Raw genomic sequence first — 18,652 nt, 5'->3', positions numbered from 1 at the left:
CGGATGGCTGTCGAACGTGACCTGCTGACCGCCCTCGGCGACCGGATCCGTGCCTTCCTGGCGGAACGGAACACCGGCGCGGTCACCTCCGAGGCGGCCCTGGCCGACGTGCGAGCCGTCCGTCAAGCCATCGAGGAAGACCGTTTCGATCAAGCCGGAACCCTCCGGGCCAAGTATCTCGTGGCGGCGCTGCACTGGTCGCGTTACGCCGTGCTCCCGCCAGGCCGACGGGAGCTCGAATACCTCACAGCGAAACAGCTCTTCGCGGAAATCGCTCCATATTCCCCCGAACGGGTGCCGCCGCTGCTCCGGCCCGTCGTCCTGCCCTCATCGGCCGTCGACGAACCCACCGATCCCGCCGATGTCGACGAGCGGCTCGCGGCACTGACCGAACTCGGCGCCGCTCTCATCGTCCGGTACCAGCGTCAGCGGGATCCTGCTGACGCCGAAGAGGCCGTGCGCGCCGGCCGTTCCGCGGTGGCGCTCGCCCGCGCGACCGGCGACCCGCAGACTCCGGTCCTGGTCGCCAACCTCGGCGCGGCTCTGGTGCTCCAGAATTCCACCGACCTTGCCAGAGTGGACGAGGCCATTGCCATGATCGATAGGGAGCTGTCCGGTGCGGCCGCCCGGGGAACCGGCCACCTGCTGGCGAAGCTGGCCATCGCCCTCGACCACCGCTTCGCGCTGACCCGCGACCACCGCGACTTGAACCGGGCGGCGGAGGTCGCCCGGCGGCGCGCCGACCTGCTGCCTGCCGGGGGAGCATCCCGCGCCGAGGCCTTGGCCCGGCTGGCGGTGCAGCTCGGAAACCTCTTCGAGGCTACCGGCGCGCCCGCGGAGCTCACCGCCGCCGTGACGGCGGCCCGGGACGCCGTCACGGCGCGTCATCCGGACCGGTTGCGGTGGGCCGGGCACCTCAGCAACCTGGCCAACCTGCTGCGGATCCGGTACGGGCACTATCGGTCCCAGGCCGACCTCGACGAAGCGATCACCCTGGAGACCCGGGCTCTCGAAGCCGCCCCTGACCACACCGACGCCGTCGCGCTGTGGTCCAACCACAGTGCCTCCCTGCGCGAACGGTTCCGCCTGGCCCGTGACGTCGCCGACCTGGACGCGGCCGTCGACGCGGGCCGTCGGGGACTCGGCGACGGCTTCCATGTCCCGTGCGCCGTCCACCTCGGCTGCGCCCTGCTCGACCGGCACCTCCACACGAAATCTTCCGGCGACCTGGACGAGGCGGTCGCCACGCTCCAGCAGGCCGCCGCGTCACTCGAACCCGGTCACCGGTTCTCCGCACCCGCCTCGGTCAACCTCGGCATTGCCATGCACGTGCGCTTCGAGAACACCGGGGACCTGAACGATCTCGACGCGGCCGTCCGGGCGAGCCGGGCCGGGTACACCGCATCGCTTCCGGACGACCCGGCCCGCGCCCAGGACGCGATCGGACTCGCCCAGTCGCTGCGTACCCGCTTCGAAACGACCGGCGACGATGACGACGCCACCGCAGCCATCGCGCTGTTCCGGGAGGCCGCGGAGTCGGTGGTCGCGCCCGCGCAGGTTCGTCTGGACGCGGCCCGCGCCTGGGCCGACCTCGAGACGGACCTGCATGCCGGCGGTTCCGGCGCGCTCCAGGCGTATCGGATGGCTCTTGATCTGTTGCCTTTGGTCGCCTGGCCGGGCCTGCCGGCGGCCGAGCGGGAGAGCCTGCTGACCGCCTGCGCCGGCCTGGCCGACGATGCGGCGGCTGCTGCGATCGAGGCCGGCCGGCCCGCCGAGGCGGTGGAGTTCGTCGAGGCCGGGCGGGCCGTGCTGTGGGGGCAGTGGCTCGCCACCCGCAGTGACCTGTCTGCGGTGACCGCCGCGTCGCCCGAGCTGGCGGCCCGGTTGCGGGAGTCGCGCGAGATCATCGACGGCGCACCGACGACGGTGACCGGCGAACGGCCACCGCCGGACCGGCGGATGGCCGCGGCGCAGCAATGGCAGTCTGCGGTGGCCGAAGCGCGCCGGCTGCCGGGGCTGTCGGGATTCCTCCGGCTACCGTCGTTCGAGCACCTTCGGGACAGGCTCCCGGACGGCACCACGGTGATCATCACGGTCAGCCGGCGCCGCTGCGACGCCCTGCTGGTCACCCCCGCCGGGGTACGGGCCGTCCGGCTCCCGAAGCTGACCTTCGACGACGCGTACGACCGGACCAACGACCTGTTACGCGCCCACGAGACCGCCGACGGCAGGGGAGAGCCGGCCGCCTACGACGCCGCGATCACCGGCATGCTGACCTGGCTCTGGACGGCCGTGGTGGCCCCGGTGCTCGCCGAGATCCGCCCGGGGCCCGGCCACCGCGTCTGGTGGTGCCCCACCGGCCCGCTCACCCTGCTACCGCTGCACGCCGCGACCAGCCCGGACGGCCGGGAGTCCGCGATGGACCGGGTGGTCTCGTCGTACACGCCGACCGTGCGGGCCCTCGCCGAGTCGGACGGGCCGGAGACCCGCGTTCCGGCCGACAGCATTCTCGCGGTAATCCAGCGGGACACACCCGGGATGGTGCCGTTGCCGAACGCCGTCCGCGAACAGGACACTCTGCGGGAGCTGACCGGGGGCCGGCTCACCGAACTCGACGGCAACGAGGCCACCCGGGCGGCCGTCGCCGCGCGGGTCGCCGACCACCGGGTCGCGCATCTCAGCTGCCACGGGCTGCAGAACGTCCGCGATCCCAGCCGCAGCGGGCTGGCCCTGCACGACGGCTTCCTCACCGTCGCGGACCTGCGGGCCGGGGCGCCCGCGCTGCACGGCGACTTCGCGTTCCTGTCCGCGTGTCGAACGGCGGCCGGCGGCGTACGACTGCTGGATGAAGCCCTGACCGTCGCCGCTGCACTGCACCACATCGGGTACCGGCGTGTCGTCGGTACCCTCTGGTCGGTGCCGGACCGCCGGGCCGCCGAAGTCAGCGCCGGCGTCTACCGCCGCATCTTGGTGGGTGGCCAGCTCGACGCCGGGGCTTCGGCGGAGGCGTTGAACGAGACGGTGCAGTCGCAGCGGCGTCGGTTCCCGCGCAATCCGAGTGGCTGGGCGTCCTTCATGCATATCGGCCGGTGACGTAGCCGACCGCCGGGACGGCTCCGGGGGCGTCCCGGCGGATACCATCGCCAGATGCATCGGCTTCAGGATGTCGTCATCGGCTGCTGCCGCCATCTACTCGTTGAGGGACACGCCTCGGTCTAGGTCCGGCACATTCCCGAAACGCCCGAAGCGGGAGAGCAGCGCACCGCCCAGTCTCGACAGCCGAGCCGGGTGACCAGGGCCGAAAGCACCGGCCGCGACGGCCTGCTCGGCCATGCTGACCGCCCGGTCGAGATCGGGGAGTTGGCTAGTGCGTTCATATCGGCCCAGCAGGGCGATCCCGAGATCCGACAAGCGTTCGACGAGGGTGGGGGAGCCGGCCGGAGTGCTCCACCGCCAGTTGCCAGGCATCGACCGCGCGCCGGATATCGGACAGGCCGCCGGTGTGCTCGAAACGCTGCCACGCGGCTACCCCGAGAGCGGAGGCGGCGTCGGCGTAGGTGGCCTCACCGGGAGTCACCTCGGCCAGGGTCTGATCGGCCAGGTCCCGGGCCCGGTCGAGTTCGGCGGAGCGGCGGGCGGCCTCGTCACTGACGCCCAAGGCGACCTCCCGCTCGTGCCCAGTGACCATCGTGACCGTTGTCGGTGCCGGACGCACTGCCCCGATCGGGGGATCCACTACTGTCATCAAGCGATTACATTTGGCCACCAGGGGAGGTGCCGTTGACGATTTTCAGCCGCCGCCGGTCGCCTGAGCGGCCGATCGATCTCGCACTGGCACCGGGCACCGCGCCGGCTGCTGAACAGGTGGTGCCGTCGACCGACGATGCCTGGCGCATGTTGTCCCTGGTGGTCGACTGGATCAAACATGCCGAGAGCAAGGCCACGGCGGCGCTGGCCTCCGCGGGGCTGCTCGCCGGACTGCTCTACACACTGGTCAGCCGCGTGGACAAGCCGGCGGTGTCGTTCTCCGTGGTGGCAGCAGCATGCGCCGCCACCATCACGACATCAGCGGTCGCCGCTGGTGTGGCGCTGTTTCCCCGCTTTTCCAGCAGCGGTACGTCAGCGGGCCTGATCTTCTATCGGAGCATCTCGGACCGGTTCGGTAACGACCCCGACGGTTACGTCACCGCGTACTCCGAGCTGGCGAGCGACCGTCCGGCCCTGTTCTCCGCCCTGTCCGCCCAGGTCTGGGCCAACGCCAAGGTGGCCACCCGCAAGTACCGGGCGCTGAACGTGGCCGTCGCCGTGCTGATGTTCGCCCTGAGCCTGCTCGCCGCCACCGCAGTGCTGAGCCTGCTGGGGTGACGGGCTGGCTCGCTCAGCGACCGATATGCACCTGGCTCGCCCACGCGAACGGGCTCAGCGGATACCGCCGGCGCAGTGTGCCGACGGCCCGGTGCACTGCCGCCGCTGTTGACACGGCACCAGTACGGGATGCCGGATCGTCGTACACCGCCCGGCTCAGCCGCAAAGCCGGCCGGTCCGGTACCGGCCACAGTGTCGCCACGACCTCGCGATAACCGGCCACGAGCAGTGCCGACGCCAAATGGACGGCCTCGTCACTCAGCACCGGTCCGGTCCGGGCCGTCTCGCACGCCGAGAGGAACGCCGAATCGGCGTCCGCCAGCTGCAGGTTGCCGAGATCTGCCGCGGTCAGCGGGGACCCGGCGAGCAGGAGCGCGCTCTGCGACGGATGGTCCAGGTCGGCCACCGCGTGACAGGCCAGGTGGATGCGGCGGTGACCGCGTATCGCCGCCAGCACGGCCGTCCTGGTCGCCGACTCTCCCACCAGCAGCGTGACCTCGCCGGGGAAGCTACCAGCCACCATGGCGGCCTCGGCGGCGGCGGCCGGCAACGGGGGCTGTCCCGGCCGGTCCGGGGCGGCGACCACGGCGATCTCCGCCTTGGGGCCAGGGCCGGCGGGACGACGAGCATGAGCCAGCGCGCGCAGCGACGGAGTGACGGAAGGGACCACCTGGCTGAAGTCCGCCGGCGCGGCGGCGTGGACCGGCAAGAGGGAGAGCAAGCCGGTCGGGCACCACCAGAGTCGCGGCTCCGGCCGGCGGAGGAACGGCTCGAGCCGGCGCAGCACAGGCCCAGTGATCGTGGTGGTCAACCAGTCGAGGAGGGCCGACAACCCGCCGGAGGCGTCCTCGTCGGCCACCGTGACCAGGAAGGACTCGGTGCGTGCCCGAACCGCTGCCGGGGAGAGACCGAGCAGCGGCTCGACCAGGATGCCGTCCCTTGTGAGCAGCAGCGCGTCGCTGCGGATCCGACTGACGTTGATCATCACGATCGGACCCTCACCGGCCAGGTCCCTCATAGCCGTGTCGTCGGGCCACCGGTCCGGTGTGCTACCGGGCCGGCCGAGAGCCCGGCTCAGCACGATGGCCCGGCCCTGTTCGAGCAGCCGTACGGCGGCGGTCAGGTCACCGGTGTTCAGCGCGCACGCGGCGGCGTCACTGCCGAGGCCGCCCACCTGTCCGAGCTCGAACTCCTGATCGCCCCGGGGCAGATCGGCGTGGGCGACCTGCTGGAGCAGGTGCACAGCTTGGCCCAGCCCGGCGGTGGCGGCCGGCCAGTCACCGGCCTCAGCCGACCAGTGGCCCCACCGGGCGGCGGCGCGGACCCGGATGTCGATGCGTCCGGTGGCCTCGTGGGCGGCCTCCCGGTTGCGGTCGATGGCCTGGCCGAGATCGGTGGTCCGGCCGGTGACCGAGAAGCGGGTGTGTAACGCGACTGCCAGGTTGGTCAGGCAGGCGGCACGGTGCCGGGTCCCAGGCGGGCAGGCCTCGACCGCTTCCCGGCCGGCCTCGACCGCTTGATCCAGGGCGGTCCGGTCGTGCGTCATCTCATAGCGGGTGAGCAAGGCGTTGCCGAGGTTGGACCGGTGGATCGCCGGGCCGTCGGACGCGGCGGCCCGGCGCCCGGCCTCCACCGCGGCGTCCAGATCGGTCCGGCTGCCCGCGGACTCGGCCCTGGTCAGCAGCGCATCACAGAGGTTAGACAGGCGTCCGGGCAGATCCGGATGGCCGTGCGGGGTGCTGTCGATCGCCTCGCGCAGCTCCGCGACGGCCTGATCCAGGTCCCCGGGCGAGGTCTGCCGGTGAAACCGGGCATGCCGGGCCAGGGCGAGGTCGGTCAGCACCCCGGCCCGGTCGGGATGCCCGGGTGGTACGGCTGCCACCGCCCACTCGCCTTGCCCGACGGCCTCGTCCAGGTCAGCTGACCGCCCCGTGTAGCGGAACCGCAGCCGCAGCGCACCGCACAAGGTCGTGCCCAGCGCGGCGCGGACCCGGGCATCGTCGGCGTCGGCCGCCCGGCAGGCCTCGATCGCCAATTCCAGATCCGCCATCGCGCTGGTCGCCTCGAACCGGGTGAGCAGCGCCGCGGCCAGGTTGACCAGCCGGGAGCCACGGCGCGGATGGCCGTGCTCCGTCTGCGTCACCGCTTGCTGCTGCATAGCCACGGCCGCAGCGATGTCCTCCGGGTGTCCCGACCAGCCGAAGCGGTACTGCAGGGCGACGCCGGTGTTGGTGAGCCAGTCCTCCCGTTCCGGCCGGTCCGCCGGGGTGGCGGCCAGTGCCCGCCGGCCCAGGTCGACCGCCTCGTCGATGTCGGCGGGAGCGCCGGTGAGTCCGAACCGGCGGCGCAGGGCCACCGCAAGCGTTGCCATCGGGGCGATCCGGCGGACGTCGCCGGGTGGGAAGGCGGCGAGGGCACGCCGGCCGAGTCCGATCGACTCCGCCAGATCCGCGGGTGCGCCCGTCAGCTCGAACCGGGTCTGGAGGGCGACCGCCAGGTTCGCCAGGCACTCACCGCGTTCCGGGTCGTCGCGCGCGGTCGCCGCCACCGCCTTGCGGACCAGTTCCACCACGACGGTCGCCGTCGCTGCGTCCCGGGTACGGCGCACCAGGTCGGCGAGGGCGAGAGCCGGTCCGTGCCAGGCGTCGGCGGGCTTCGTCGTGTCCGGCCCCGCGGTGGCGAGGAACTCCGCTATCGGCTTCGGTACGTCGTCCGGCTTCTGCTGCCACACCGGGGCGAGCAACGCCAGGGCCGGGATCAGGGCGATGTGGTCTTGGTCCTCGGGCAGGGAGAGACTGCGCACCCACAGCAGCTGGCCGGCGTACCAGGCTGCCGGGAGGTCGTCGGTGATTTGGTCGATGCTGGCCAGCAGCGCGCCCACGTCGATCAGAGCCTGCGGGCCGAACACCGCCTCGTCGTCGCCGGCGATGTAACGGCGGAGCCGGTCCCGCACGCCGGCCACGAGCCTGTCCCGATCGGGCGGCACGGTTGGCTCGGCCATAGGACCGATCGTATCGGCGTGGTCGCCGCGCCGAAGCCGCCGGAGCCGCTGCCTACTGCGTGACGACGGGGTCGCCGAGGGAACTTCGCGTGCTGCGCGAATCGTCGGTCTTGACGCCTCGGCTTGAGCAGGTCATCCACAGGTTGACGAAGCCGTCCAGTTCCAGCGATACCTTCTACGGGTGTCCGACCGAGACGTTGACCGTGCTGAGCAGAGAAGGTTACAGCGTTGGTCGCGAATCCGCCGTTGAGCGGCTTCTTACTGTCGAGGTACTTCGTCGCCTGAGTGTAGGTCCGGAGTCGTGGTGTCATCGGTCGGACCGGACGGCGGGGGCGTCGGTCGTCTCGGTCGGCTCCTCCGCGGCTGAGGGGAACGGCTCCGGAGCGGGGGCGATGGTCGGCTCGACGGAGGGCACGACTGTGGTCGTATCGGTGGTGTCTGCGTCGGCACGGGGCGGCAGTCACCGCCGTGGGATTCGCCGTCAGCGCCGTCAACTGAGCAGACTGACGCAGAGCCGGAACGGACGCAGCTGCGGGCGGGTAACCCCTTGGTGACACTTCGAACGGCGTTAGCTCCAAGCGAGACTCGGCCGACGACTTCGGTCAAGGAATGTCTGGATGCCCGCCCGATCCGATCCAGCAGACACCGCCGGCCGGTGCCGACCAGCTCAGACGGACTGGTTGCCGAGCGTGTCCTGAACGAAACGGGCCGCGGCCAGCATCTGGTCGACGATCTGAGCCATCAGATCGGCGGAGAGCGGGATGACCACGTTGTCGACCAAGTCTTCATCCGCTGGAACGCGGGCGCCCAGGAGGTCCTCGACACTCGGTCGGATAGCTCCGGGCGTTCTCAGGTACGGCGCCGTGTAGAGCCCGATGTTATGCACCAGCGCATTCCTCAGCTGCTGGACGTGACGCACAGCCCGCCACGAGGCGTCTTTCGTGACATCGACGCCGGTGTGTTCTTTGAGGCGGGTCTCCACCTTCGAGAAGTTGCGGTCCCATTGCTTCTTTTCGTCGTCGACGATTTTGGCGAGCAGCGGGTGACCGGCCACGTTTACCTTCAACGCCGACTCGCGGAGCATGCGCGTCACGCAGTCTCGGAACAGTTCCCACGCCGTGATGGCCACGGCCGCGTAGATAGCGTGATCGTAGCGGGCATGCCCGTAGCCCTCCGTGGGCCCGGCCTCCCGCTCATAGACGGAGATCATGTCGTCGCTGTCCGGCCCGGCGGGCCGGGAGCCGATCTCGTCCCAGCGCCGCTGACGGTCGGCTTCGATCAGCGGGGGAACAACGCGCGCCATGCCAAGCAGCTCCGCGAGTTGGGACTCGAGACCTTCGTACGGGTCGTGGAACAGCCGGACGTCTGGAAACACGCGTACCTCCTCGGCCGATGAAATGCCAGCCTGACATGGTCTCGCCCGGTTGCATGCTGATGCTTGAAGTTCCACCGGTCGGGCGGACATGAGATGCGGCCGGTCGCCGTGCAGGCCACCGCATCCGCGAGGGCGCTCAGATGGCGAACAAGGGCAACGCCAGCAGGAGTCAGCGCTTGCCGTTTCAGCGTCCCTCGACCGGTCCCGCGGGGTGGTCGCGATGCCGGAGGAAGCCAGGAGGATGCCCTGGCAGGTCGAATGAGAAAGCGAATGGCGCAGAGTATTGTTTCTAATGGAAGGTGCGGTTTGCGGTCGCCGGTTCTAACGGCGGAGGGGAGAAGCGCGCCTCTCATGGGTTGTCAAGTGCCCAGCCCCGCAACGCCGCCTGTGAACTGTGCCATGCAGCGAAGACCTTGTAAGACTCGATTCCGAATTCAGTGTCCATGAGAGCTACGGCGTGGCTCTCTGTCGTTCTGAGAATACCAATGTATAGAATGGCACATACCGCACTTGATTGGCCGTGGTCACAGCGTTGATCAACTTCCGCTGAATTGGGTGAAATCGGGCGGCACGGCGGTGCCTTTCTGTCCGTTCTCGTGTACATTTAAACATAGGCTGGCAGTGCTTAACCGAATTGTAATGCGACTGGGCGAACGTGGTCATAGGCAGTGCCAGCACGCTGTTCGGACTGGGTGGCCTGCTCGCGCGATCGTCGCGATCAAACTCGCCCGCAAGGCGCAGCGGACGGCCGACGAAGGCGTGTCGGCCGAACGTCGTCGGGTGTTCGAAATGGAGATTCTGCGCGACCTGATGGGCGATCTCGACGACACCGGCCTGGCCGCCGATGTCCTCGCCGCGCCGGGCCGCCTCGATCGCTATCGGTTCCGGTTGGGTCTCCTGACGACGCGGCTGCCGTTCTGGGACGAAGTCATGGAGTGCGCCGACACCGACGCCGTTTTGGACCGGGTCGGTCTCGGCGCCGCGTTCCAGTCAGCGGTCGCCGAGATCCGGGAAGCTGGCGGCGAGCGCGCGGCCGCCGTCTCGGAGTTCACCATTGTGCAGGAGGCGCTGCTGCACAACGCGGTCTCCGGAAGCGCCGAGGTCGAGTACCGTCGGCGGTTCGGGGAGCTCGGCTCCGAAATCCAGAAGCTCCAGGCCCGCGAGGCCGCAGCGGAGGAGGAGAGCGCCCGTCTGCTGCGGGACGCCAGGGACATCCTGGCCAGGAGACTGGCCGACGACGTGACCACGCACATCCAGAAACGGATCCAGTCCTCCGCCGCGGTAGCCGCTACCGGAGGGCGGTGACCAGGGTCGCTTGGGCTTCCACTCAAACCACACCGGGCACGAAAGCCTCGACCCCGCGAGTCGCTCAGTCGGGTGATCGCCGCTCCGGCGGCGCCGCCGGTTGACGCAAGCGAGGCGTTCGTCGGCTGCCCGAGCCGGCTCGTGAGCACCGGCGCGGCCAGCGCCAGCAGCAGCAGCGTGGCTCCGGCGGCCCGCCCACCAGCGGTACCGCACCGCTGCGGTGCCGATCCGGCGCCACAGCCGAATCTCCGGATCAGTCGTACGCCGGTGCGGTCAGTTCAGCCGTCGTCCGGTCGTGAGGAGAAGCGCGAGCAGCAGGGTCAGCGCGGCCAGCACGCTGATGACCGGGATGAGTGGGCCAGCAAAGGCGACGCCGCGCAGGAACGGGACCGGCAGGGCGATCAGGGCGGCCAGGCTGACCGTGACGGTGACGCCGGAGAAGAACACCGAGCGGCCTTCGGAGGCCATCGAGCGGTGCACAGCCTCGGCCGGGTCGGCGTCGCGGTCGAACTCCTCGCGCCAGCGGGTGCCGATTAGCTGGGCCTAGTCGATGCCCACACCGAGGCCGATCAGGACCAGCAGAAACTGCACGATGAATGAGATATCGGTCGGCATCACAATCGCTCGTTTCGCACGAACGGCACGTTGTGGTCCTGGGGCAACAACGCCAACGCCCAACGGGTCGACTGCATCGCCACCAACTGCCCCGCCCCGGAGGAGGAAACCCTGCCCAGCTGACGGTTCGTACATGAGCGTGGCCGGGAGGTCGACATCGTCGGCCTTCCGGCCACGCTGCACCTTGCCAGGCGACACAGGCACCGCTCCCGCTGTGCTGGCCCGGAGCGACCGTTACGCTTCGTCGGCACCTAGGTCGAGCCTGAGAAGCGAGAGCATTTCGGGTCGCCGCAACGGGAGGACGCGGGTTGGCTGGCCGGTGAACTCAGGCGGAGCAATCCTTACCGTCGCGTGGCGAGCGAGGTGCGGGCCGAGCGAGTGCTCCAGTCGCCGTGGCTCGGGATCAGTGTTGCCGTAGTAGTCATGTCCTGCGCGATCATTCTCCGCGTGCTAGGCCCCACGGTGTTGCCCGAATGGGCACCGAAGGACCCGACGGAAGTTCTGGGCCTGGCGTGGCAGGTGCAGACGTCGATCGCCGCGATCGCGTTCGCCGGACTAGCACTGATCATTCAGCTGGCGGGCACTCCGCCCATCGCCATCAGCAGCAGCCGGGAAGTGCTTTTCCGGCTGACCCTCTTCCGAGGCCTGCTGCTCTACGCCGGGGCGACGAACGTGGCGTTGGGTGTGGTCGCCACCTGGATCGGCGGCGCGGCCGGTGTCCTAATCTGTTTCATCTTCTGCTTCGTGGCGACGGTCGTCTTCATCGGATTCTCGTACTTTCGTGTAGCCGCCTACTTCCTGAACGCTGAGGGAGCACGAGCCGCCGCGCTGACCGTGCTCCGGGACAAGATCGGCGGGGGCCTGCACGAGCTGCGCCTGATGTCGATGGCGAACGCACGGCTCGACGAGATGTTCCCCACCGCATCACCTGTTGCCCGCTACGCGCAGACTCCGGTGGGAGCCCACGAGACCCCGCTGCTGGAGCTGGACGACGACAAATACCTCGACGATCTCGACAGCGCCGGGCTGAAGTCGGCCGCCGTGGAAATTCTGCGGCTCGTTCCGCCGCCCGGCTTCAAAGCGTCGATGCCTCACCCGGGAGATTCGGCGCCGCAGGAGGCCGCTATGAATGCGGTCGACCCGTTCCTTCGGATCGAATGTGGGCTGGGTGCACGTGTCGTGGCGGGAGACCGGCTGTTCACCCTGGTGACCGCCGAGCCGGTCAGTGCGGCGCTGACGAAGAGGGCCGCCGCGCTGTTGAGAAGATGCGTCGACATCCGGCCCGCCGCGGGGAGCGGGGGCAGTGATGCCGAGAATGCGATCAAGGATGAATTGATCACGTTGAAGGACAGCATGCTCGTCGCGGCCGGCACCGGGGTCACCGGGGCGCTCGCAAAGGGCTTGGACGCGCACGAGGCGCTGTTCTCCGCGCTCCTGTCCGCGGCCGGTAACCGGGACCTGGACGTGGGACTGCGTTTCCGGTCGTACGGGCCGCACTGGCAATGGCTCCAGATCAACATCCGCGAGATTACGGAGGTGGCCATTCGTACCTTGGGATCGCGTGGCCTGACGCTGGCCGCGGATCACAGCTACTCCCTGTGCCGGACCGCCCTCAAAGCGGGTGATCTCAGCGCCTTACGGGATTTCCTGTGGCTCTACCCGACCCATGTGCGGTGTGCCATCGAAGCACGCGATCCGTTGCCGTTGGACTACGTCGCGGTCAGTATGCAGAACCTGACGAGCTTGTACTTTCGCGCGGTCAGCTCCGATGACGCCGAACTGGGGGAAGTACTGCGAGAGTTCGCCGCCGAGACATTCGGGGAGTCACTTAAGGCCTGTATCGACGCGCGTGATCCGAAGGCATTCGACAAGCTGCTGCCATACTTCGAGACGTCACGGACCTTCTTTACGACGAGTGCCGAGCGGCGTGCTGCGTCCGACGGCAAGGCGACGGTGCTGCTCGCTCTTCTCGCCTGGACGTTCTTGTCCGCGAAGAGAAGCGATTCAGATGCGTCGCGGCTGGTCCACTTCGCCGAGACTCTCGCCGACCTAGTGCCCGGTCATCTGATCTGGCAGGCCTACGCGGACGCTGTCGGGTGCCGTCGCCCAAGCTGGCAGAACTGGGAGATAGCGATCAAGGAGCCGCTCACCTTCCACGTCATGACTTTCGACGGTCACCTCGCAGCAGCCGCCCTCGTCATGGCCGAGCGGAAAGGGATGACCCTGCCGCAGTCCCCGGTCGGCGAGGACCACGAACAGGCCACCATGCTTCTCGGTGCCGTCCCGCTCGCTGAGGAATCGCTGCGTCACTTCCCGAGCCTGGCGCGGCCGGGCCTGAGTGCAGTGACGGAGCGCCTCACCCGCCTCGTCGAAACCGGCAAGGCGGCGCAACGCGACGAAATCCTCCGTAAGCCGCTCGAGCAGGTCAGGATCCAGAAATTCGTCGAGGCTGTCCCGCGATCGCTGCAGGAGAACCCGTTCCGCCTCGCTGATCTCCTCCCACATGTGACAGGGGCGCCCATGCAGGAGGAGCCGCGCAACTACTCCATCAACACCCTGGTTCCCCGCCAATACTTCGTCACCTTGCCGGGGCACATGTTTGAACCGGCGGAGCTGGCTACTGATGTCGCAAACGGCATGGCCGCCGGCGAGAACCGCTTCATTCTGGAAAGCCTTCTCGCCGGCCGGGTGTCCAAGGCGGCGGACGAAGATCAGGTTCGCCAGGTGCTGCAGGGCTTCGCCGACCATAAGCCGCTCGTCCTGATCCTTAACTCGTGGCAGGCCGCTCTGGCGCTGGATGTCGCAGACCCTGTGACCGGCACGACCAGTGCATCGCCGAAGTACTCCGGCCTGTCGTTGACCACCGACGATCTGGGATTGGAACAGGTGCCTCCGACGTGCATCGTCTGCGACACCGCCCTGCTGCCTTTACTCGTGCGTGACCCCTTCCCTCTCGACAACGAAGGGACATGGCACATGCTGGAGGCGGCGGGCATCGCGGTGTCCATCCGTGACTACGCGGAGCACACCCAGGAACCGACGGCACAGCTCATGGCCGGTGTCTCGCTAGGGTGGGCTGCCGAGATGCCGTCTGAGGCGGTCCAGGTCTTCCATCTATCCAGCGCCGTGTCCTGACGCCGGAACAGCGGTTCAATCCGCACGGCACGCAAGTCGGCGTGAATGCGCTTCGCGGGAGATGACAGCTCGTGGTGTTCTTCGGACGGGAAAGGCGCGTGGAATCGTCGCAGCGGATTGGTGGCGGGTAGTATCGAATTTGGAAGCAAGGTGCGGAACTTCGAACTCCGCGATTTCTTGTGGGGAGGGACGAGCCTCTCATAAGCTGTCAAGTGGTCGGCTTTTGCGGCCCCGCCCATTCGTATGATGCTATCTAGTGTCCGCAGGCTCTGGCAGGCCCATGACTCCTCGCGCACGGCGCGATATCAAAGGCTCTTCGTTCTCGTCGATAAACGGCCTCGGAGTGAATGGCAGGCAGCGCACTTGATTTTCCGTGGTCACACGCCTGGTCACAGCGAAGATCAACTTCTCCAGGATTGGACGAAATGGGACGGCATGGCGGTGCCGTTCTGTCCACTTTTACGTATGTATTGACACTTGCTGGCACTGCTTAATCGAATTGTAATGCGACTGGGGGTCAAGGGGTCGCAGGTTCAAATCCTGTCAGCTCGACGTTGTAAAAAGGCCAGCTCAGCTGACCTTTTTCATTTTCACGCATCGATGCTTTCGCGGCGGCGTGACACGTGTTTTTGCACGTACGCGCGTACGGTTGTCACGGGTTCGCATGCGATCTTGTCGGTCGTCTACTCGGCGTTGATCCGTAGTCTTCATATGAATCGGGCTCGCGCCGGGAGCGGCCGCCGTTTAAGCAGGGCGTTCATAACTTGCGTGATCAATCTCGACGTGCCGAACCTCATGGCTGGAAGCACGAACAACCAGCGTGAGCGTGCTCCTTTGTAGATACCCCGACACCTCCGCGACAGGACGAAGCCGGTTGATCGGTGCCGGCCTGGCGTGGCGATACGTGTCTTCAGTGTGCGGGGTCCGCCCGTCAGCACCGGCCTCCGGGGCGGTGTCCCGGCTGATCCCGTCCAGTCCACCCGGCATCAGCCCGCGTCATGAAGGAGATGCTGGCTGCGTAGCGGACATCGGGGTGCCGTTCAAGGCGAAACGAGCCTGCGTCCGCAGCGGACGCCAACATCGATGGGGTCGACTCGCCGCCCACGCGGCCTGACTCAACCCGGCCAACGTTCCGGTCAGCGCACTAGCTCGTTGTCATGCTGCCGCCGTGCAGAGCCTTGATGACTTCGCCCGGAGCCGATCTGCCGAGCATGTGACAGATGGTCACCGTGTCGGCCGCGGTAACGACCTGTATGAACCGGTTCACGCCCTCGTTGGGGGTGCCGTCGCCGAGGTTGGCGGTGGTGTTGCTGACAGCGCTGCGGCGGCCGTTGCCAGTCGTCACGGCGGTGCTGTGATGTCCCAGAGTGTCACCGCCGTGGCCCCAGACGCTCCCGCACGGCGAGTCGATGCGCATGAGCCCCAGCCCGTATCCGCCCTTGCCGAACGTTTCCGGCAGAGCCACCGTTGTCTTCATCTCCTTGAGCTGCCGCGGTGAGATCAGCTCTCCGCTCAGCAGCGACGAGAAGAAGCGGGACAGTTCCCCGGGAGTGGAGATGATCGCGCCGGCGGCACCGGCGAACCCGCCGAGCGGCCGGTTGGAGATGTCGGTGTAGATCGGTTCCGGGCCGGCGAACCTGACTGAGTACCCGTGGGCATAGCCCACGCCGGTGTTCGTCGCCCGCGGGTCGGCGAAGTAGGTGTGCTTCAACCCGAGCGGTCCGGTGATGCGCTGCTGGACAAGCACGGGCAGGCTTTTGCCGGTCAGCTTCCGCAGGAGCACTCCCAGCACGGTGTAGTTCGTGTTGGAGTAGGACCAGCCCTTGCCCGGAGCGAAGTTCGGCTCGTGCCGGAAGGCCACGTCCAGCAGTTCCTGCTCAGTGTGGACATGCTGCGGGTTCGCATTGACTGAGGCGAAGAAGTCCGCGTCAGCTGTGTAGCTGAACAGGCCGCTGGTGTGACTGAGCAGCATCCGGACCGTGATGTTCCGCCCGTTCGGCACCAGGCCGGGCAAATATTTCTCGATCGGTGCGTCCAGCTGCAGCTGGCGACGGTCGATCAGCTGCAGGGCCAGGACCGCGGTGAACGTCTTCGTGTTGCTGCCGATTTCGAATTGGTCCCGCGCCGTGAGTGGTCGCCCGGTCGCCCGGTCGGCAACCCCGGCGGCCGTCGCTGAGACGCGCCGGCCGTCGTCGATGCGAGCGACATAGCCGGGAGCCCCGGCGGCCAGCACCAGCCGCGCGACATCGCGCATTGTCGGACCGCTTCCGGAGGTGCCGTAGGCGCCGGTACCCAAGGGCGTCTCAGCGGCCGCGGCGGCGGCGCCTGAGCCGGTGAGCGCGACAGCAGTGGTCAGCACGATTGCTGTCTTCCGCAGGTGGCGCATGGCCTTCGCTGTGGTGATGTCCGTCGTCATGCATTGATCGTTGCGAAATATGGGTTCGTCGTCATTGCAGCTGGCTCCCCGGTTTCGGTAGTGCCTGCTGTACCAAGCCACGGCACGGCCGCTGGAGTTCGAAGCGACCGGCCTGCCGATCAACCAGCCGCCCGAAGGACTGCTCAGTCCCTTCGCAGTCCGGCAGCGGGCGGATGTCACGAACGGCCAACGACAGCTGATCCCGCACGGCCGCCCGTCCGGCCGGCCGGCACCAGGTTTCGCAGGTCCTTCCCGTCGCGGGCGGTGAAGACGAGCATCCGCTGCCGACGGCCGTGGCTGAAGACAACCTCGCAGTCGAAGTCGACTCGCCCTGCGGTCGGATGCAGCAGCGACGTGGTCTCCTGACGGCAGAGCCGCACATCGTGGTTGTCCCACAACTCGCGGAACTCGGCGCTTTCGGCCAGCAGCGTCGCGATCATCTGCTGGCCTTCGGCGGGATCGGGTTCCAGGTCTGCCGCTGCCCGGACAGCGGCGGCGTAAGTCGCGCTCTGGCCGGCGTGGATGTCCGCGGGATAACAGCTGCGTTCCTGCGGCATCATGAACCACCGGAAGTAGCCGCTTCGGTTCAGCCCCGTGAAGTGGGTCTGGTCGCCGAAGAACTCCAGGGCCAACGGGTTCTGTACCAGGGTGTGGGCCAGGTTCGACATGATCATCGCGGGATTGCCGTCGAGCGCGTGCAGCACTCGGCGCAGGCCTGGATCGATCAGGTCGAGGTCCGTGGTCTGCTGGGGCGGGTTGTGGCCGATCAGGTGGAACAGGTGGTCGCGCTCGTCGATGGTCAGGTCCAGCGCCCGGGAGAGCGCCGACGCCACCTCGGGTGATGGTCGTGGCCCGCGCCGCTGTTCGAGCCGGGTGTAGTAGTCAATCGAGATGTAGGCGCGTTCGGCGACCTCTTCGCGCCGTAGCCCGCGGGTTCGGCGAGTGGTGTGGTGAGCGGGAGTGAGGGCCGCCCGGCGGTGCCGCAGAAAGTCTGCCAACTCTTCGCGATTCACCTCGTGATCGTACGACGCGGTCTCTGACCTGCCGTTGTGCCCGCATGCCAGGGATTGCCAATCCCTGGTAGGGGCCTGCGCCTCCTGGCACTGTTCGGTGTCTTGCGGATGAGGAGAGATCGAGTTGGTTCTCAGGGTTCAAGTGCCGTCGGCCATGGTTCATGGTGATGTGGAGCAGGGCTACGGCCCGGTGGCTGATGCGTTCCGGCGCAACTTCGCGCAGGGCCAGGAGGTCGGCGCCGCCTGCGTGATCTATCGCGACGGCCGCAAGGTTGTCGACCTGTGGGGCGGCTACCGCGACGGGGTGGCACGCGAGCCGTGGCAGCGCGACACGATGGTGCCGGTCTTCTCGACGAGCAAGGGTGTGTCGTCGACGGCGGTCGCGGTGCTGCACGCCCGCGGTCTGCTGGACTATGACGAGCGTGTGGCCGCCTACTGGCCCGAGTTCGCCGCCGCCGGCAAGGCCGATGTCACGGTGCGTCAGTTGCTCTCCCATCAGGCCGGTTTGCCGGTGATCGACCGTCCGCTTGATCTGCCCGACCTGTCCGGCTCGGCGACGCTGGCCGCGGCGCTGGCGGAGCAGCGACCGGCATGGACGCCGGGTGAGCGGCACGGGTATCACGGCCAGACGCTCGGCTGGTACGAGAGCGAACTCGTCAGCCGGATCGACCCGCAAGGCCGTCACCTGGGGCGGTTCTTCGCCGAGGAGGTGGCCGCGCCACTGGCCCTCGAATTCCACATCGGCCTGCCGGAAAGCGCCGACCGCAGCCGCATCGCCCGAATCCACGGCTTCCGGACCTGGGAGATGATGCTGCACATCAGCGCGATGCCGCCGGCTTTCGCATGGGCGTTCGCGAACCCGCGGAGTTTGACCGCCCGCGCGTTCCAGAACCCGAGGGTGCTCGGAGTCCCCGAGAACATCAACCGTCCCGATGTACAGGCCGCGGAGATTCCGGCGGTCAACGGTGTCGGGGAGGTGCGATCGATCGCACGGCTCTACGGTGACGCCGCGGCCGGTGGCGCCGATCTGGGGCTCACCGCGTCGACGCTCGACGCCTTGAAGAACCCGGCGCAGCCGCCGTCCCGGGGACTCGCCGATCAGGTGTTGCGCCTGCCCACCCAGTACTCGCTGGGGTATGTCAAGCCGTTCCCCGCGTTCCGGTTCGGGTCCGCCTCGGGTACAGCGTTCGGCACGATGGGCCTGGGTGGATCGTTCGGCTTCGCCGATCCGGATACGGGAATCGGATTCGCCTACGCCATGAACCGGCTCGGTTTCCACCTGTGGGACGACCCGCGTGAGGTGGCGTTGCGTGAAGCGCTGTTCGTCACCGTGCTCGGCGAGATGCCGCAGCGACCCGACTCCACAAAGGGCCGGACGCGCGGTCAAGGAATAGGCCCGGCTTGACCTTGTGCCCGCTGTAAGGGCC

General features: G+C 68.2%; 11 protein-coding genes. 5 read left to right on the top strand and 6 right to left on the bottom strand.

The features are described 5' to 3' along the window. Positions 1-3 precede the first annotated feature (3 nt). Positions 4-3,093: a CHAT domain-containing protein gene (locus tag ACQP2E_RS28100; protein ID WP_433825957.1), complete on the top strand. Its 3,090-nt coding sequence runs from the start codon at positions 4-6 to the stop codon at positions 3,091-3,093. Positions 3,094-3,373: 280 nt separating this feature from the next. Here the strand turns inward: ACQP2E_RS28100 and ACQP2E_RS28095 are convergent, their stop codons facing one another. Further along, positions 3,374-3,745 (bottom strand): hypothetical protein, encoded by a 372-nt coding sequence (locus ACQP2E_RS28095; protein ID WP_433825956.1) that lies wholly within the window; start codon positions 3,743-3,745, stop codon positions 3,374-3,376. 35 nt (positions 3,746-3,780) lie between these two features. Here ACQP2E_RS28095 and ACQP2E_RS28090 point away from each other — a divergent pair, with 35 nt between their 5' ends. After that, positions 3,781-4,365 carry a Pycsar system effector family protein gene (locus tag ACQP2E_RS28090; protein ID WP_433825955.1) on the top strand — a complete coding sequence of 195 codons (585 nt, stop codon included), beginning with the start codon at positions 3,781-3,783 and terminating at the stop codon, positions 4,363-4,365. 13 nt (positions 4,366-4,378) lie between these two features. Here ACQP2E_RS28090 and ACQP2E_RS28085 read toward each other — a convergent pair whose 3' ends face one another. Further along, positions 4,379-7,366 carry a CHAT domain-containing protein gene (locus tag ACQP2E_RS28085; protein WP_433825954.1) on the bottom strand — a complete coding sequence of 996 codons (2,988 nt, stop codon included), beginning with the start codon at positions 7,364-7,366 and terminating at the stop codon, positions 4,379-4,381. Between the two features lie 667 nt (positions 7,367-8,033). Continuing rightward, positions 8,034-8,741, bottom strand: coding sequence for a hypothetical protein (locus ACQP2E_RS28080; RefSeq protein ID WP_433825953.1), 708 nt, complete (start codon positions 8,739-8,741; stop codon positions 8,034-8,036). Positions 8,742-9,530: 789 nt separating this feature from the next. Here ACQP2E_RS28080 and ACQP2E_RS28075 point away from each other — a divergent pair. Next, positions 9,531-10,046: a hypothetical protein gene (locus ACQP2E_RS28075; RefSeq protein WP_433825952.1), complete on the top strand. Its 516-nt coding sequence runs from the start codon at positions 9,531-9,533 to the stop codon at positions 10,044-10,046. Between the two features lie 273 nt (positions 10,047-10,319). Here the strand turns inward: ACQP2E_RS28075 and ACQP2E_RS28070 are convergent, their stop codons facing one another. Beyond that, positions 10,320-10,526: an MMPL family transporter gene (locus ACQP2E_RS28070; RefSeq protein ID WP_433825951.1), complete on the bottom strand. Its 207-nt coding sequence runs from the start codon at positions 10,524-10,526 to the stop codon at positions 10,320-10,322. 558 nt (positions 10,527-11,084) lie between these two features. On the opposite strand from ACQP2E_RS28070, the gene ACQP2E_RS28065 reads away from it, so the two are divergent. Next, positions 11,085-13,796: a hypothetical protein gene (locus ACQP2E_RS28065; RefSeq protein WP_433825950.1), complete on the top strand. Its 2,712-nt coding sequence runs from the start codon at positions 11,085-11,087 to the stop codon at positions 13,794-13,796. Between the two features lie 1,144 nt (positions 13,797-14,940). On the opposite strand, the gene ACQP2E_RS28060 is transcribed toward ACQP2E_RS28065, so the two are convergent. Both ACQP2E_RS28060 and ACQP2E_RS28055 read right to left on the bottom strand, forming a co-directional pair. Further along, positions 14,941-16,212, bottom strand: coding sequence for a serine hydrolase domain-containing protein (locus ACQP2E_RS28060; RefSeq protein ID WP_433825949.1), 1,272 nt, complete (start codon positions 16,210-16,212; stop codon positions 14,941-14,943). A 176-nt stretch (positions 16,213-16,388) separates the two neighbouring features. Further along, positions 16,389-17,225: a helix-turn-helix transcriptional regulator gene (locus ACQP2E_RS28055; RefSeq protein WP_433825948.1), complete on the bottom strand. Its 837-nt coding sequence runs from the start codon at positions 17,223-17,225 to the stop codon at positions 16,389-16,391. A gap of 154 nt (positions 17,226-17,379) precedes the next feature. On the opposite strand from ACQP2E_RS28055, the gene ACQP2E_RS28050 reads away from it, so the two are divergent. Beyond that, a complete protein-coding gene (locus ACQP2E_RS28050) occupies positions 17,380-18,630 on the top strand; it encodes a serine hydrolase domain-containing protein (RefSeq protein ID WP_433825947.1) in 1,251 nt (416 codons plus the stop codon). Positions 18,631-18,652: the final 22 nt, after the last annotated feature.

The organism is Actinoplanes sp. CA-015351 (genome assembly GCF_050955685.1).
In the GTDB taxonomy this organism is placed as follows: Bacteria; Actinomycetota; Actinomycetes; order Mycobacteriales; family Micromonosporaceae; genus Actinoplanes.
Note: the sequence above shows the minus strand (reverse complement) of the source record. Positions and strands in the feature narration are given on the sequence as shown.